Annotated in this window: 16 protein-coding genes; 8 read left to right on the top strand and 8 right to left on the bottom strand. The window is 48.1% G+C overall.

Annotated elements, in window-relative coordinates; translation table 11 throughout:
- Positions 1 to 38: 38 nt before the first annotated feature.
- The 8 genes from RGU72_RS19690 (at position 39) to RGU72_RS19655 (ending at position 6,406) form a co-directional block, all read left to right on the top strand.
- Complete coding sequence (locus tag RGU72_RS19690; RefSeq protein WP_322121363.1) at positions 39 to 362, top strand: hypothetical protein; 324 nt, start codon at positions 39 to 41, stop codon at positions 360 to 362.
- Between the two features lie 375 nt (positions 363 to 737).
- Complete coding sequence (locus tag RGU72_RS19685) at positions 738 to 1,418, top strand: transglutaminase-like cysteine peptidase (protein WP_322121362.1); 681 nt, start codon at positions 738 to 740, stop codon at positions 1,416 to 1,418.
- Positions 1,419 to 1,428: 10 nt separating this feature from the next.
- A complete protein-coding gene (locus RGU72_RS19680) occupies positions 1,429 to 3,336 on the top strand; it encodes an EAL domain-containing protein (RefSeq protein ID WP_322121361.1) in 1,908 nt (635 codons plus the stop codon).
- Between the two features lie 427 nt (positions 3,337 to 3,763).
- Entirely contained in the window at positions 3,764 to 4,054 is a 291-nt protein-coding gene (locus tag RGU72_RS19675) for a type II toxin-antitoxin system ParD family antitoxin (RefSeq protein WP_322121360.1), read from the top strand.
- Positions 4,054 to 4,347 carry a type II toxin-antitoxin system RelE/ParE family toxin gene (locus tag RGU72_RS19670; protein ID WP_322121359.1) on the top strand — a complete coding sequence of 98 codons (294 nt, stop codon included), beginning with the start codon at positions 4,054 to 4,056 and terminating at the stop codon, positions 4,345 to 4,347. Before RGU72_RS19675 ends, RGU72_RS19670 begins: the two co-directional genes overlap by 1 nt.
- 46 nt (positions 4,348 to 4,393) lie before the next feature.
- Positions 4,394 to 5,689, top strand: a complete 1,296-nt coding sequence (locus RGU72_RS19665; protein ID WP_322121358.1) for a hypothetical protein — start codon at positions 4,394 to 4,396, stop codon at positions 5,687 to 5,689.
- The gene (locus tag RGU72_RS19660; protein WP_322121357.1) at positions 5,686 to 6,201 is read left to right on the top strand and encodes a hypothetical protein; all 516 of its coding nucleotides are present in this window, start codon (positions 5,686 to 5,688) and stop codon (positions 6,199 to 6,201) included. The genes RGU72_RS19665 and RGU72_RS19660 overlap by 4 nt, the downstream gene beginning before the upstream one ends.
- A gap of 10 nt (positions 6,202 to 6,211) precedes the next feature.
- Positions 6,212 to 6,406, top strand: coding sequence for a hypothetical protein (locus RGU72_RS19655; RefSeq protein ID WP_322121356.1), 195 nt, complete (start codon positions 6,212 to 6,214; stop codon positions 6,404 to 6,406).
- 199 nt (positions 6,407 to 6,605) lie between these two features.
- Here the strand turns inward: RGU72_RS19655 and RGU72_RS19650 are convergent, their stop codons facing one another.
- The 8 genes from RGU72_RS19650 to mpl form a co-directional block, all read right to left on the bottom strand.
- On the bottom strand, positions 6,606 to 7,070 hold the full coding sequence (locus RGU72_RS19650; protein ID WP_322121355.1) for a hypothetical protein: 465 nt from the start codon (positions 7,068 to 7,070) through the stop codon (positions 6,606 to 6,608).
- A complete protein-coding gene (gene mtgA / locus RGU72_RS19645) occupies positions 7,067 to 7,753 on the bottom strand; it encodes a monofunctional biosynthetic peptidoglycan transglycosylase (protein WP_322121354.1) in 687 nt (228 codons plus the stop codon). The genes RGU72_RS19650 and mtgA overlap by 4 nt, the downstream gene beginning before the upstream one ends.
- A complete protein-coding gene (gene aroE / locus RGU72_RS19640) occupies positions 7,750 to 8,649 on the bottom strand; it encodes a shikimate dehydrogenase (RefSeq protein ID WP_416200169.1) in 900 nt (299 codons plus the stop codon). Before aroE ends, mtgA begins: the two co-directional genes overlap by 4 nt.
- Positions 8,649 to 9,542 (bottom strand): TonB family protein, encoded by an 894-nt coding sequence (locus RGU72_RS19635; protein WP_416200139.1) that lies wholly within the window; start codon positions 9,540 to 9,542, stop codon positions 8,649 to 8,651. Before RGU72_RS19635 ends, aroE begins: the two co-directional genes overlap by 1 nt.
- Before the next feature lie 79 nt (positions 9,543 to 9,621).
- The gene (locus RGU72_RS19630; protein ID WP_322121352.1) at positions 9,622 to 11,748 is read right to left on the bottom strand and encodes a ribonuclease catalytic domain-containing protein; all 2,127 of its coding nucleotides are present in this window, start codon (positions 11,746 to 11,748) and stop codon (positions 9,622 to 9,624) included.
- Positions 11,749 to 11,850: 102 nt separating this feature from the next.
- Positions 11,851 to 12,489: a chorismate--pyruvate lyase family protein gene (locus RGU72_RS19625; protein ID WP_322121351.1), complete on the bottom strand. Its 639-nt coding sequence runs from the start codon at positions 12,487 to 12,489 to the stop codon at positions 11,851 to 11,853.
- Between the two features lie 12 nt (positions 12,490 to 12,501).
- A complete protein-coding gene (locus RGU72_RS19620) occupies positions 12,502 to 13,074 on the bottom strand; it encodes a YqiA/YcfP family alpha/beta fold hydrolase (RefSeq protein ID WP_322121350.1) in 573 nt (190 codons plus the stop codon).
- Positions 13,071 to 14,480, bottom strand: coding sequence for a UDP-N-acetylmuramate:L-alanyl-gamma-D-glutamyl-meso-diaminopimelate ligase (mpl, locus tag RGU72_RS19615; protein ID WP_322121349.1), 1,410 nt, complete (start codon positions 14,478 to 14,480; stop codon positions 13,071 to 13,073). Before mpl ends, RGU72_RS19620 begins: the two co-directional genes overlap by 4 nt.
- Positions 14,481 to 14,690: the final 210 nt, after the last annotated feature.

Here is a 14,690-nt window from a genome sequence, read left to right as displayed (position 1 = left end):
ATAAAACAGAACACTAAAATAAAAAGAGGACTAGGTTCATGCAGCATCCTGAAAACCTAAAAATCCAGGAACAAACACGCCAAAAGCGTATTGTCTATGTCATTACAGGCTTATTCGCTGCTGTAATGCTGGGTTTAGGTTTACTGGCGATTTTTTCTGGTCATTTTGCGGGTACTACTAAACGCGGCCAACTCTTTAGCGCGGATGGATTGACTGCCCAATGGATGGGCGGTGTGCAGATATCCTTGGGCATGATGATATTAACAATTGTTATGCCGAATAAAACCGCAGCATTGCGCTGGGGAGTTATTTGGGCAATATTATTTTTAAGCTGTTTATTTGCCGCGATCTGTAGCAAATGACATCGAGACAGCAATGAAGTATTAGTTTATTTTGTCTACTAAAAGCTAGTAATTCGATGTGGATATGTAGGTGAGGTTTTAACCCCCACGCGTTACACTCACAAAGGGAAATTTGAGTTAAACCGAGAATCCCCTTTTGTGTCGACAAAAAAATTAAGTCTCGCGTCAATCTGCATTACACAATAGATTAAATATATACTCCTAGTATGTATTTATTAGTTGTCCATATATTTACTGGACAATAAGGCATTTTTAGAAAAAATAATGGGGAGTATATTTAAATGACGCTAGATAGGTCCTTCGCATTTTGTACAAAATTCTTCAGTGCTTGATATAGAAAACCTCATATAAGTCTCTCAACCTTGGGCCAACCATTTGTCTCTACGCAGCACGTTCCCACATACCCTCTGCAAACTAGCATTGCTGTTGCTCGCTTGCAGTGTGTTGCTGACGGTGAGTGCCCTTGATTTTCCGCGACTGCAATCTACGCTACGCGCCATGGGTGGCAACCAGCAACTGCTGCTGGAATGGCGCAACCTGATTCAGACAAACATGGCGCTTGCGACCAGTGCCAAATTAGAAAAAGTGAATGATTTTTTCAATCAAAAAATCACTTATACCGAGGATCAGGAAGTCTGGGGTGTTGAGGATTATTGGGCGACGCCAATGGAACTTTTATCGAAAGAAAAAGGCGATTGTGAAGACTACGTCATCGCCAAGTACTTCACCCTGCTGAACATGAACGTACCCGAAAATCAGTTACGCCTGATTTACGTCAAAGCAAAAATCACCAATGCCGATGGCACTAGCACACAACAGGCGCACATGATCCTCGCTTACTACCCATCAAGTAGCGCCGAGCCATTGATACTTGACAGCCTGGTCAACGATATCCGTCCAGCATCACGCCGACCGGACTTAATCCCGATCTTCAGCTTTAACAGTCAAGGGATTTACTCGGGCGTTGCAGGTAATACCAAACCTGGTGCCGGCGGCACTAGTCGGCTATCGCGCTGGCAAGATCTGTTAGAACGTGCCAAACGAGAAGGTTTTTAAAGAAAAATTTATGTCCATGTATCGTCAACTCTGGCTCGCCATTATCCTCAGTACCGTGCTGGCATCGGTAGGAAGTTTGCTTGCCTCCACGCTGAGTTCACGAGCCTATCTAAATGAACAGTTACGCATGAAAAATGCCGATAACGCCAGCGTCTTAGCCTTATCACTGAATCAAAAAAACATCGATACCGTTGAGCTGGAACTGATCGTCACAGCTTTATTTGATCGCGGCTATTACGAAAATATCAGCATCATTAATCCAGAAGGAAAAAAGCTGGTTGAACGCGTTGCAGAACCCGAGCGAGCAAGTGTTCCGAACTGGTTTATCCGGTTATTCCCGATCAGCTCATTCCCCGGTCAGGCACAAATCAGCAATGGTTGGAAACAAGTCGGCACCATTTCTATCGTCACGCAAAGTGGTTTTGCTTATCAAGCGCTATGGGATTCTTCCTGCAAAATGCTGGCAGCGATTGGGCTGGCCGGTTTGATTTCTGGCTACCTCGGCACCCGTATTTTGCGCCGCTTGAAGCGGCCTTTAGATACCGTGATTGAACAAGCTAATGCATTATCTGAAAGACGCTTTGTCACCACGCCAGAATCCGATGTGCCAGAACTTCGCCAGCTCACGATAGCGATGAATGCCTCCGTCAATTTACTCAAATCCATGTTCGCAGAAGAAGCGTCCCGACTGGATGCATTGCAACGCGAAGCCAATACCGACGCCATCACAGGCCTAGCGAATCGTTCGCATTTTATGGCGCGCCTGCAAGTCATGATCGAAGAAGAACATACCGCAACTGGTAGTCTGATACTGATGCGACTGGCGAATTTTTCACAACTCAATCAACAACTGGGACGCGAGAAGACAGATTCCTTGTTAAGAACAATCGGTGGACAATTGACGGATAGCTTATCGGGATTACAGGAAGGATTTGCCGCCCGCTTAAACGGCTCGGACTTTGCAATACTGTGCAGGGAAAGTAATGCCGAGCCGCTGGCAACGACCCTACTGAAACGGATACAAGATACGGTCAACGCAGTCGCCGAAAACTCCTACACAATTTGCGTCGGCTATGGTGAGTTTAATTTTGGCATCAGCTCTGGCAAACTCTTATCCCAAATCGACAGCGCCGTCGCCAGCGTAGAAAGCACAGGTATCAGCGGCACCCATCGTGCGCTGCCTTTAGACATCACGCAGGCACCGAAAACTAAAGAAGAATGGACTAACTTAATCCAGCAAGCCTTACAGCAAGAGAAAGTCAAGATCGCGCTATTTCCTGTAGTGGATTTCCAGCAAAACATCGTCCATCAGGAATCAGCTTTACGCTTGATGTTTGATGATATCTGGTTTGCAGCGGGACGTTTTTTACCCGTTGCAGAACGCTTGGGTTTGAGCACACAGTTAGACCTCGCGGCGATGAATCTGGGCTTAAACGAGTTAAGAAAAAATCCAAGTTTGGCGGGGGTTGCCGTCAATTTATCCGCATTATCAATCCGGGATACGACATTCCGTGCAGCAGTACAAACGCTGTTGAAAAACAACACAGAACTATGCAAGCGCTTATGGCTGGAGATTCCAGAAAATGGCGTCTTCAACCATCTGGATGCCTTTAGAATTTTTGAACAAATCGTCCATCCTTATGGCTGCAAAATTGGCTTCAAACACGCCGGCCATCAACTCAGCCGTATGAATTTGATCCACGACATTAAACTGGATTACCTGAAAATTGATGCCAGCTTTATCCGCAACATTCACGCCAATGCCAGTAACCAGGCATTTATCAAAGGCATGGCAAATATCTTGAATCGTATCGATATCCAGGTATTCGCTGAAGGTGTTGGCTCTGCTGAAGAGATGCTGACTCTGACTAATTTAGGAATTGCCGGAGCGACGGGAGTTGGAGTAGTGGCGATATAGTGGCAAAGGAGCGCAGCGCCGCATGGGACGTTACACCGAAATTTTCCATTAAACCCAGATTTTCCATTGGAACAGCTGCAAGTGTGCCTATCGCGGACTGACTTGCTAGACGCAACGACGACGCAAGCTGCCTCTTGCCAGAAGGAGCAACGCCAGGCAGTTCGCCAAACGTACAATTGTCGCTGTAGCGCTCCCACTCAAATCGCGGTGGTGCTATCACTCTGAACACCGCATGCCGTCTGCGTTTTTTGCGAAGTGCTAGCGGTCTATTGGAGAATCTCGGTTAAATGCGCGGTGTTTGCAATATCCACCAATGTGGCTTTTAGTGAAACAGCCTTGGCGGGATCATCTATTTAATTTTACCAATTTCTTCAGATTCGCTACTATGGTAGGAATTATTCATACCACTTGCATAAAAGGTGCTTCGATGACGACTAACGCAGAGAAAATAAGTATTGCCCTACCGCCAGAAATGGTGCACATCGTGCGTACCGCCGTCGCGACCGGTGAATACGCATCGAGCAGCGAAGTGATTCGTGACGCCTTGCGAGACTGGGCGCACAAACGCAGTTTGCGCATGCAAGGCATTGCCGAGCTTCGCGGGGTCTGGCAGGAAGCCTTAAGCGACAAGACACCAGGCATCTCGGCTGACGAGGTATTGAACCGACTTGAGCGCAAGTACCAGGCAATCGCCAACGCTGCGGATTCGTCTAATTGATGCAAATAGAACTATCACGCTACATCGAAGGAGATCTGGATGTTATTGCTGATTTTATCGCGCAAGACAATCCGAGGCGCGCGGTAACATTCATCCACGACATTCGCGGAAAGTTTTATCAGATCCAGCGCGAACCGTTAATTTACCAACTACGCCCGGACATTGGCGAAGACGCTCGCATGGCTACAGTGGGAAATTATGCAATCTTATTCCGTATCATGGGGAACGTCGTACGAATCGAGCGCGTTGCCTATGGCGGCCGGAACTTACCACGTGTTTTTGATCCATCATGAATCATATTTCTCCCTATTTTACGGTTGGTTTCACGCACGGTTTTATTTGCAGTTAATGAGAGCACGAGCGGTTTTTAGATCCATCGCTGAAGATGTCGTCTTTACTGCCACAGCAGAAAAAGGTATTCCTGCGTTTGTTCGCGCTGATGCCGGTGTGAATCAGTACGGTGAAACCAATGCCAGTATTCTGGAAGCGTTATCAGTGATAGTGACTGACAGCGAAGAAAACCGCCTGCCTAACGCCAGCGTAGTTTTTACGATAGAAGAGGGCGATGCCATTTTTATAGATGCAAATGGCAATAAGAATAAAACACTGACACTCAGCACGGACAAAAATGGTATGGCGGCAGCGCGTCCAGTTACGGGTACGCAAGCAGGTTTGGTGCTAGTCACGGCACAAGCAATGAATCCGCTAACGCAAACCAATATAAGCGGCGCCACCTATCAAATCCAAGTACTGCAACAACAAGACGGTCCTACCCAGTTCAGTGGCAAAGTCCTCAACCATACAGGTACGCCATTGTCGGGTGTTCGTGTTTCGATTGGTAGAACCAGTCTAGATGTTACAACGGACGCCACCGGATTTTTCCACTTCGACGATCAGGTACCACCCGGCAAACTAGACCTGTTTATTGATGGAAGAACAGCAGATATAAAAACGAATCAATATCCTGCGCTGCACTTTGAAGCATTGGCCGTTCGCGGACAAAATAACGTATTGCCGCATGCAATCTACTTACCACCTCTGCTGATGAGTCAAGCCAAAATTGTGGGTGGAGATCAGGATGTCACCCTCAAGATACCGGGGTTTGAGGGATTTGAGATGGTGGTTAAAGCCAACAGTGTGACGTTTCCAGATGGTTCCAAAGTCGGTCCATTGGTGGTCAGCCCTGTTCAACAAGACAAGTTGCCAATGGTACCTCCTAGTGGATACAGCGGATTCATGGCACCTGCTTGGACAATACAACCGAGCGGCACTCGATTTGATCCGCCGATTCAGGTCAAAATCCCCAATAGTATTAACTTGAAGCCAGGTGAAACGCGGGAAATCTACCAATGGGATCACGATCTCGCAACGTTTGTCGCAATGGGTAGAGCCACTGTCAGTGAAGATGGGGCGCTGCTGATTAGCGATTCAAATAGCGGCGTTACTAAGGCTGGTTATAGTGGTCAAGTTATTTCGAATCGCACTCCTAGCGATCCGAATTTTGATATCAATTCCTACATCAATGTTTATATGCAAGGCGATCTGGTTGCATTCAATCAAAAGGTAACGGGGATTCGTTTACAAGTACCAGTGTTCGTTAACGGAAAAGCATCCGCCAGGATATTGATCCCATGAGTCGAGCCCCAAAATTATCTTGGTCTCCCTTTTTTTTCATTGCTTCGACAATGGCTTGTTTTTTTATTTGGGCGACTGTTCAAAACAATCGAGAGATAGCACAGCGCAGACTGATACAGCCAGTTCTCAGCGCAGGTAAGCTAGTTTCCTCTGAGTGCACAACTTTTACGCGTGGTTCCAGAGGAGGAGCGCCAAAACCAATACTTGTTATGACATATCAGTATTCTGCTAGCCCCCATGATATTAGTCGTTATGAATTAACTGCTACCAAGTGGTTTGATACCATCGAAGCATGTGCAGAGTTTAAAAAAACGAATCCTATAAATACAAAATTATGGTACGAAAAAAACAATCCAAGTAAGGCAAGTATGTTTGAAACTGAGCATGATTCATGGGGATTTTTGAATGGTTTACTTTTAGCCACATTTTTTTTAATTTGCGGGTTATTTCACCAAAAATCTTTAAATAAGGATTTTACTGTTTTAGTAAAAAAATTTAAAAGAAGAAAATAAAGGAAGCCTCGTGGAAATCGCCCGCCTTGTGTTTAAAAATTGTAGTTTCGCGTTGCTCGGTTTTCTAGCTTGTAATGTGCATGCACAGACATCAGATTTTGTTCCATCAATGAAGACATCAAGTCCGAAAATTAAATCTTTAATTGTTGCCTGTTCAGGCGCAAAATCTGATCCAGCCATCGGTTGGTGCCTCTTGCACGATTAGCGCACTTAATCGCAATGCTGCGGTTGCTCCAGATAGTAGTTTTACAATCTACAACATTCCTGGCAGTAGCGGGCCATTTCGCGCTAGAGCGACCTGCTCAGATGAACACACCACACCTATTTGATAGACTTATTTACTCATCTCTTTAAATTGAACTGGCATGCTTTCCAGCTCAGCTTCGGCGACGTATTACTGCAATTTACTTCAGCATTTTACTCAAAACTTTTTCACGTAAATCTTGTCCAGCCAGATCATTGCTGTCTACTGCTGATGCAGGGGCTTTCGGTGCGTCGGACTTATTGTCGTGCAGCTTGAGCGTTTTAGTCGTGGGGTTATTATCCAGACACAAAGTATCGGAATAAACCGTCTTGCCGTTAACGGTGCAACGACGCACACCAGCATCTATGGTTACAGCTTGCTGCATATTGGCATTTGGCGTGCTGCTTGTATCTTGCGAACTAACGGACGATTGCATGCCACTGGCATTTTTTAGTTCAGTTGAAATCACATTCGCTGATTTACTCCATCTGGCCCGAGCCTGTGGAAAAGGCAATTCACCATAACGCGCCATGTATAAAACACTCAAGCCTACTGCAGTTAATAACATCATTAAGAAGGAAATAGTCCATAAGCTCATGGAGCCAGATTGTTTTTGATTGATCATGGTAGTTCAGCAGAATTCATTCGTCTTAAGATCAGTTCACTACGCCTTTGCAGGTAGCCGGATCCAGTATTTTTATCAAAGTATCTAGGCTTGGGTAACATGACGGCCAGCCTTGCCGCCTGGGTTGGGCTGAGTGCCGCCGCCGTCACACCGTAATAATGCTGGGATGCTGCCTCTGCACCGAATACGCCGACGCCCCACTCCACTACGTTTAAATAAATTTCTAAGATACGTTCTTTATCCATGCAGAGTTCTAGCATGTAGGTAATAATTAATTCTTGTCCTTTGCGCAGGTAGCTGCGCTGGCCGGACAAGAATAAATTTTTAGCCAATTGCTGGGTGATGGTGGAACCACCAGAAACGACCTTGCCCTTCTTCTGATTTTTCTCATAAGCCTTTTGCAAGGCTTCCCAATCGACTCCTTCATGATCGACAAAAGTATCGTCCTCTGAGGCAATCACGGCACGCTTTAGGTTATTAGAAATCTTAGCGTACGGCACCCACTTCTGTTGAAGTTTGGCGTCGGGATTTTTCTCTTGTAGCAGATCTAATTGATGTCGCATGAAACTAGTAGATGAGGGATTGAAATGTACCCACCAGCAAATTTGCAATAAGAAATACGCCTGCAACAACACAAATAATAATAGTGGCAACAGGATCAGCCATAAAAGGACGCGCTTCATGTTGGCTCCGGTGCTGTTGTCGATACAGGTGCAGTTGCATGTGCAGGTACAGCTAAAGCCATGCGTAAATCAGCTAATATTTTCTGCGTCTCTGGTTGCACGCCGCGCCACAACTGGAACGCAGCGGCGGCTTGTTCTACCAGCATACCCAAGCCATCTCTGGTCTGCGCACCTTGCCCGGCGGCATAGCGCAGAAACGTCGTTGGTTGCGCGCCATACATCATGTCGTAGGCAAAGGTATGGGACGCAAATACACCGGCAGGAACAGGCGGCAGATCGTCCTGCAAACTGGCTGAGGTGGCGTTGATGACGACATCAAAGATGCCCGCTGCGTCAGCAAATGGCACTGCCTTAACTCTGCTATTGCTCGCGGCATCGGGATTGTACTGATGTGCCAGTGCGACTAACTCTCGTGCGCGTACCAAGCTACGATTAGCGATGATGAGTTGTGCCGGATGTTGTTCTAATAAGGGAAGAATTGCACCGCGCGCTGCTCCGCCTGCGCCCAGTAACAAAATACGTTTCGCTTTCAATACTATGCCTGCGTTTTGCACAATATCAGTGACCAGGCCTTGTCCATCGGTGTTATCGCCGATGATCTCCTCACCATCAAACTTGAGCGTATTTACCGCGCCGGCGGCTAGTGCGCGCGGTGTCAGTTGGGTGGCTAATACAAATGCTTCCAGCTTAAAAGGCACGGTGATGTTGGCACCTTTACCGCCCGCAGAGCGGAATGCCTGCACACAATCCGCAAAACCATCTAGCGGTGCCAGCAAACGCTGATAGTCGATATGTTGCACAGTCTGCATCGCAAAGCTGGCATGAATAGACGGCGATTTGCTATGCGCAATCGGATTACCGATCACCACATAACGATCGGGCACTGACGGAGCAATCAATTGCCACCTCCGCGCAATTCGGTTTCTAACTGCTGGTCACGGGTAAATTTAAAACGGGTGATCACTATCCACAAATCGTCTTTATCATTCGAGCGCATATTGGGTGGGAATTTACCAAACGGCGCTGCACGTCTGACGATACGTAAAGCGGCGGCGTCTAATGCGGGATTACCTGATGACTTCTCGACTTTTGGACCGCCATCTTTTTCATAAATAGTGCCGTCCTGAAAAATCGGAATGTACACAATCAACTCGCCATATAATTTTTTGCCGTTTTTTTGCGGAAAATCCAAGGTACCAATATCTTCCACTCGCTTTTGCAAAGTCTTGTAATACACCGCGTAACCAACTGCCTGGGTGCTGGGTGTAATAAAAGTTTTACGGGGGCGCTTATTCTGGTCTTCTATACTTTGCGAAATTTCAGCCGCCATGCGTGCCAGCGCCTGCGTGCTGTCGACATGATCTTGTCCATTGCTGGTCGGTTTAGCGTCGTTTGGCTTGTTGTCGGTTGGGGGCGGTGTGTTGACGCGGGTTTTTAAATTGACTTGATCCATCAATTTTTTTTGCTGCTCTTCTAATTCCTCTACTTTGCGCTTGGCGACCATGATGCTGTCGCCGTTTTCAGTTTTACGCATATCAGGCAAAGGTGATTTAGCACGTCCGCTGTCGTTGGCGCCGCCACCATCCAGATCGGCTTGCGCCAATGCTTCTGCTTTGAGTGGCTTTTTATCGTGTTTGGCGTTGACCAAGATGACTTCTAAACCAGGGTCAGCGGCCACGACTTCTGCCGGATGTGGCGCGACAAAATGCAGTAGCAATATCGTCCCATGCAATACCAACGAGACCATGATAGCGATGGAGAGAATCAGATTGTCTAAGATGGATTTCACAAATAATATCGTCGTTTTGAAAGAGCTTTGTTTTACGTTAGTCAGAACTATGAGCTTCCAGGTTCTGACTAATTTTTTATTAATTATCTGCCACCAGATCTGGATCTGATTTTACATCGGCCGTTACCGTATCGGCTTCAAGTTTCTGATCTTCTGAGGTATCAGCGTTGTTATCGATGCTGCCAGACTGATCCAGTGATTCGTTTTCTGGTGCAGTCTGAGTTTCAGTATCAACCTCAGTATCAACCGCAGCGGCAGTATCGTCATCGCTCTCATCCATCTCACCCAAACCTTCATCGGTGACGCTGGAAAGCATTTCCAGAACCCGCGCCTCGACGCTGAGATCAACTTCATCCCAACGCAGAATATCCAGTTTGACTTGTGCACCACGCGCCATTTGCGGCATACCCGGCAAGCGGATAATCAATGGAATATCGACCAGACGCAGCACTTCATCCTTCAAGACGACTGCCTCAACCTGACGTGCGTTCTCTTGCCCTAACCAACGCAAGCACCAATATCTTTCCATATTATTTTGGAAATCGGCATAGGCGGCATAGGCGGCATCAAAACCGGACACAATCGCAAACAGGTCGGCGTCTTTTGGCTTGAACGGCGCAACCAGCGGCGCAGTAACACCATGCTGGACGCAGGCAATGATCTGCCATTGATTGACCAAATCGGTATAGCGACGCAGTGGTGAAGTGCTCCAGGCATATTGATCCACGCCCAAGCCCTGATGCGGCGCAGCATGCGTGACCATGCGCACTTGCATCTTGGCCGCCCAACCACCGGAGCCACCACCCTGCGCTCGGTAAATACCGGGGATACCATGATCTGCCATGAATTTACCCCAGGTACTATTGGCAAAAATCATCAGCTCGGCAACCATCTTATCCAAAGGCGCGCCACGCTTGCGGCGGACGATGGATACGACATCATCTTCTACATAAAAATTGAAATCGACGCGATTGGTTTGTTCTGGCTTTAAACCAAAACCTTCGCGCTTCGCCATGCGACCTTTTTCCAATACTTGCGCCCATTGCCAGATCTGCGCGATCTCGGCTTTATGCGGATAGTCACCAGCATCATTGGCGAGATTCTCTTCGGTGACTAAGGCGTCCAGATCATTGTGGCGCAAATTGGATGCCATCGGAATGGCTTCCAACTTGGTTTCCGTCGAGATCACACTCCAGTCGCTGGTATTGAGCGTCACATATAAGGACAGCGCCGGACGAGTCTGCCCCTCGCCCAAGGTATAAGTCTCTACCAAGGCATCTGGCAACATGGTGATCTTATCGCCAGGCATGTACACGGTCGACATACGCGAGCGCGCAATCATGTCGAGTGCATCATTGCGTTGTATGCCCAGCGCTGGTGCCGCTATGTGGATACCGATACGTATTTGATCATTAGCCAGCATGACGACGGAAAATGCATCGTCAATTTCTGTCGTGGTCACGTCATCAATCGAAAACGCTTGCACATCCGCTATGGGCAAATCCACCGGCAAGGCAGGAATAGGCGCTTGCGGGAAGCTAATACCTTTCGGGAAGTTCTCAAACAAAAACTTGGAGAAATGCAAATCTTTAGCGCTCTTCACGCCACCGCAAGCCAGCATCAAGCGTTGTGGCGACATTTGCAGTGCATCGCAGGCTTCGGCAAAGGCTTTATATTCGATGCCATTTTTTTCTGGCTTAAACAGCAGTTGCAAGGCCAGTGATTTGAACGCATCTGGCAAGCGATGCTGCTTTAACTCTTCTACATAGCCTGCCTGGATAATCGCTTGCTGCTTTTTCTTCTCTATCCCAGCCAATGCGGCTTTTAACGACGCCTCTGGCGCCGCCTTATAACGACCGCGACCTTTTTTGTAGAAATAAACCGGTGCACCATGCAAGGCCAAGATCAGACCTGCGGCTTCTTCCGGTTTGGGTGCATGCCCAAAATATTCGGCACCAAGTTCGGCAAACCCAAACTCCTCCTCGCCTGCGACTTCCCATAAAAATTCCAGATCAATTTCTGCCGCCAAGGTTTTTGCCTGTGTGAACAAGCTGCTGGCATCGGGTGAAGCAAATTGCAGTAGCACATCTTTAACGCGCACTTTGCTGCGCTTGCCGCTGGCGAGTTCTACCTGATATGCCTCGCCGGTTTGGGACATCACACTACCCGCTTTAAAATCACCGGATTCTTCAAAAAATAAATTCATGCAATACTTCTTTTCTCTACAAAATAATCATTTTTATGGGAGTATCTGAAAAAATACTACTTAACGTCCAATGATTCTCTGGACGATTAAAAATACACCCTACTAGTATCTATTCTTTAAATTAGCAATCGCAGGTAAAAATACCTCCGTCACCAACAAACAACCACCTTTGCGCCGGAATACCGAGCGACGCGCTAACAGGCTGAGACTGGCAGATTGCTCCAAATCTAATCCATCTACGGCAGCGATTCTGCGCATCAGCGGATGTGCTTTCCGCAAACGCGCATACGTCAAATCACCACGCTGCACCAAAGGATCATTAAACAAAGTTGAGCCCAAAGAGCGCTCACCAAGCGAACTAAATAATGGCCACTGACTGGCAGTTGCGGTCAACGGTAGCACAGTGTGTGCGTACACCACCGCCTCGCCATCGCAGCGCAACAACACTTCCCGCTCATATACTTTGGCGCGGCGCGGCAAACCAATCTGCATCGCCTCATCTGTCAGACAAATTGCCCGACGCTGATGCAAACGCTGTACTCTAAATTGCTCTGAACAGGCTACTAGCTTGGCCGTCAGCGAGGAGCGATTGGTTAGCCAATCAACCATTTTTGCGGAAGCCTGAACACCATTAACATGCGATAGCCAATGGGCAAAAGCAGGCGAATGACTACGTAAAATGGTAGCGTTCAAAGTAGCACTACTCACGCCGCCGTCACTCATATCGTTGATCGCAAACACAGTAAACCAAGATCAGATTCCCGCGTCACAAAACAATAAAACCTGATCCAGATAATCGACAAAATCCGCCATGCCATGATCACTTCCTTCGATCACAATTTGTTTGGCAGCCGGATAATGCGCTGTCATTTCGCGCCAATCCAACACTTCGTCACCGGTCGCAGCCAGCAAAAAATAACGCTCGGCTTGTGTGATTGCCGCCACTTCGTATGCGCGCAATTGCGGCACGTATTCCGCTTTAAACTCAAACACCTCGTCGCTGTGATAAGCGGTCGTGACACCCACATACTTTTCCAGATCACGTGGCGGCTTGACGGCTGGGTTGAGCAAGATCGCCTTGCAGCCATATTTTTCTGCCAGCCAGGTCGCGTAAAAACCACCAAGCGACGAGCCAATCACGGTGATATCTTCTGGAGCATAAGCTGACATCAGTTGCTCTGCCTGCTGAATCGCCAGCAAAGGCGATGCCGACAATTGAGGACAAACATATTCGTCTGCACGCCCCAGGCTGTGCATGTATTCCGCCATTTTTCGCGCTTTAAATGATTGCGGAGAGGAGCGAAAGCCATGCAGATATAAAATCATACGGTGACCGTTTTGCTTGCCAGCGCATCCAGCAATTTTTGATGAATTCCACCAAAACCGCCGTTGCTCATCACCAGAATGTGATCACCCGTTTGCGCTTGCTGGACGATAGCACTAACCAACTTATCCAGATCATTGAAGGCAGATGCTTTGGCGCCCAGCGGGCTCAAGGTTTCTGCCAGATCCCACCCTATCACCGGCTTACCTCCTGCAAAAGTAGTTGGAGCTGCGTAGGCAAACACCAAATCAGCCTGCTCCAGACTACCGGGTAAGGCTTGCTTCATACTACCCAACTTCATGGTGTTGGAGCGCGGCTCCAGTACGGCCAAAATACGCCCGGCGCCGACCTTGCGACGCAAACCCGCAACCGTTGTCGTGATTGCCGTAGGATGGTGTGCAAAATCATCAACGACAGTAACTCCACCCTCAACCCCACGCACTTCCATACGGCGCTTGACGTTGACAAACTGCGCCAGCGCCTCAATCGCAATCGCAGGAGTGACGCCGACATGGCGTGCAGCAGCAATCGCGGCTAAAGCATTCAGACGATTGTGAGCACCGTTAAGCTGCCACTGCACCACACCTTGGGATTGACCATTGAAAAACACCTCAAAATCTTCACCTTCTTGCAGCGACAAGAACCAGCCTTGCTGGTCTGCCGACGCGTCGGTCGCAAAGAATTCTTTCTCACTCCAGCAACCGCGTTGCAGCACGTTTTGTAAAGTGGCTTCCTGCCCGTTCACAATCAAGCGCCCGACACCGGGCACGGTGCGCACTAAATGATGGAACTGGGTTTCGATCGCCGCCACGTCAGGAAAAATATCTGCGTGGTCGTATTCGAGGTTATTTAAAATCGCGGTCTTCGCATGGTAATGGACAAATTTACTGCGCTTATCAAAAAACGCTGTGTCGTACTCATCCGCCTCAATCACAAAAAAATCCGAGGCTTGCGAACCGGAGAGTCGGGCAGAAATACCAAAATTGAGCGGCACTCCCCCGATTAAAAAGCCTGGCGCATAGCCAGCAGACTCCAGTATCCAGGCCAGCATCGCCGACGTTGTGGTCTTGCCATGTGTACCCGCTACCGCCAGTACCCACTTGTCGCGCAAGATATGCTCGCCCATCCATTGCGGACCAGAGATGTAGGGCAAACCGCGGTTTAATATTTCTTCCATCAGCGGATTGCCGCGTGTGACCACGTTACCAATCACAAACAAATCCGGCTCCAGCGCGATTTGATCCGCAGCAAAACCTTCCGTCAATTCGATGCCTTGCTCTTGCAACTGGGTGCTCATCGGCGGGTAGACATTGGCGTCGCAGCCAGTAACTTTATGTCCGGCCTCCTTCGCCAAGACCGCCAGACCGCCCATAAATGTGCCGCAGATACCTAATATATGAATATGCATGGTTTTTATCGCGCTATTGAAGCGCCTAAGCGAATAAGTGCAATACAGGAATTAGCGAGACCGTGAGAATAATTCCGTGTGATCAAAACGATCAAACAGACTAAAACGATTTGGCACAAATCCTGCAAATTTTAGAATCCCGCAATTCTACCTGACAGACGACCGCCTCAAGACATCCGTCAAGAGATTCCGTACGACTGGAAACATCAC

Origin of the sequence: Undibacterium sp. 5I1, from assembly GCF_034314085.1 — a bacterium.
Classification (GTDB): Bacteria; Pseudomonadota; Gammaproteobacteria; order Burkholderiales; family Burkholderiaceae_D; genus Undibacterium.
The sequence above is the reverse complement of the archived record's forward strand: the minus strand, read 5'-3'. Positions and strand labels throughout refer to the sequence as shown.

What these genes read in the sequence shown, in the direction of transcription:
- mpl (WP_322121349.1), bottom strand. Translation starts at nt 14,480, where the DNA reads ATGCATATTCATATATTAGGTATCTGCGGCACATTTATGGGCGGTCTG.
- RGU72_RS19670 (WP_322121359.1), top strand. Translation starts at nt 4,054, where the DNA reads ATGCAAATAGAACTATCACGCTACATCGAAGGAGATCTGGATGTTATT.
- RGU72_RS19660 (WP_322121357.1), top strand. Translation starts at nt 5,686, where the DNA reads ATGAGTCGAGCCCCAAAATTATCTTGGTCTCCCTTTTTTTTCATTGCT.
- RGU72_RS19620 (WP_322121350.1), bottom strand. Translation starts at nt 13,074, where the DNA reads ATGATTTTATATCTGCATGGCTTTCGCTCCTCTCCGCAATCATTTAAA.
- RGU72_RS19690 (WP_322121363.1), top strand. Translation starts at nt 39, where the DNA reads ATGCAGCATCCTGAAAACCTAAAAATCCAGGAACAAACACGCCAAAAG.
- mtgA (WP_322121354.1), bottom strand. Translation starts at nt 7,753, where the DNA reads ATGAAGCGCGTCCTTTTATGGCTGATCCTGTTGCCACTATTATTATTT.
- RGU72_RS19680 (WP_322121361.1), top strand. Translation starts at nt 1,429, where the DNA reads ATGTCCATGTATCGTCAACTCTGGCTCGCCATTATCCTCAGTACCGTG.
- RGU72_RS19650 (WP_322121355.1), bottom strand. Translation starts at nt 7,070, where the DNA reads ATGATCAATCAAAAACAATCTGGCTCCATGAGCTTATGGACTATTTCC.
- RGU72_RS19630 (WP_322121352.1), bottom strand. Translation starts at nt 11,748, where the DNA reads ATGAATTTATTTTTTGAAGAATCCGGTGATTTTAAAGCGGGTAGTGTG.
- RGU72_RS19675 (WP_322121360.1), top strand. Translation starts at nt 3,764, where the DNA reads ATGACGACTAACGCAGAGAAAATAAGTATTGCCCTACCGCCAGAAATG.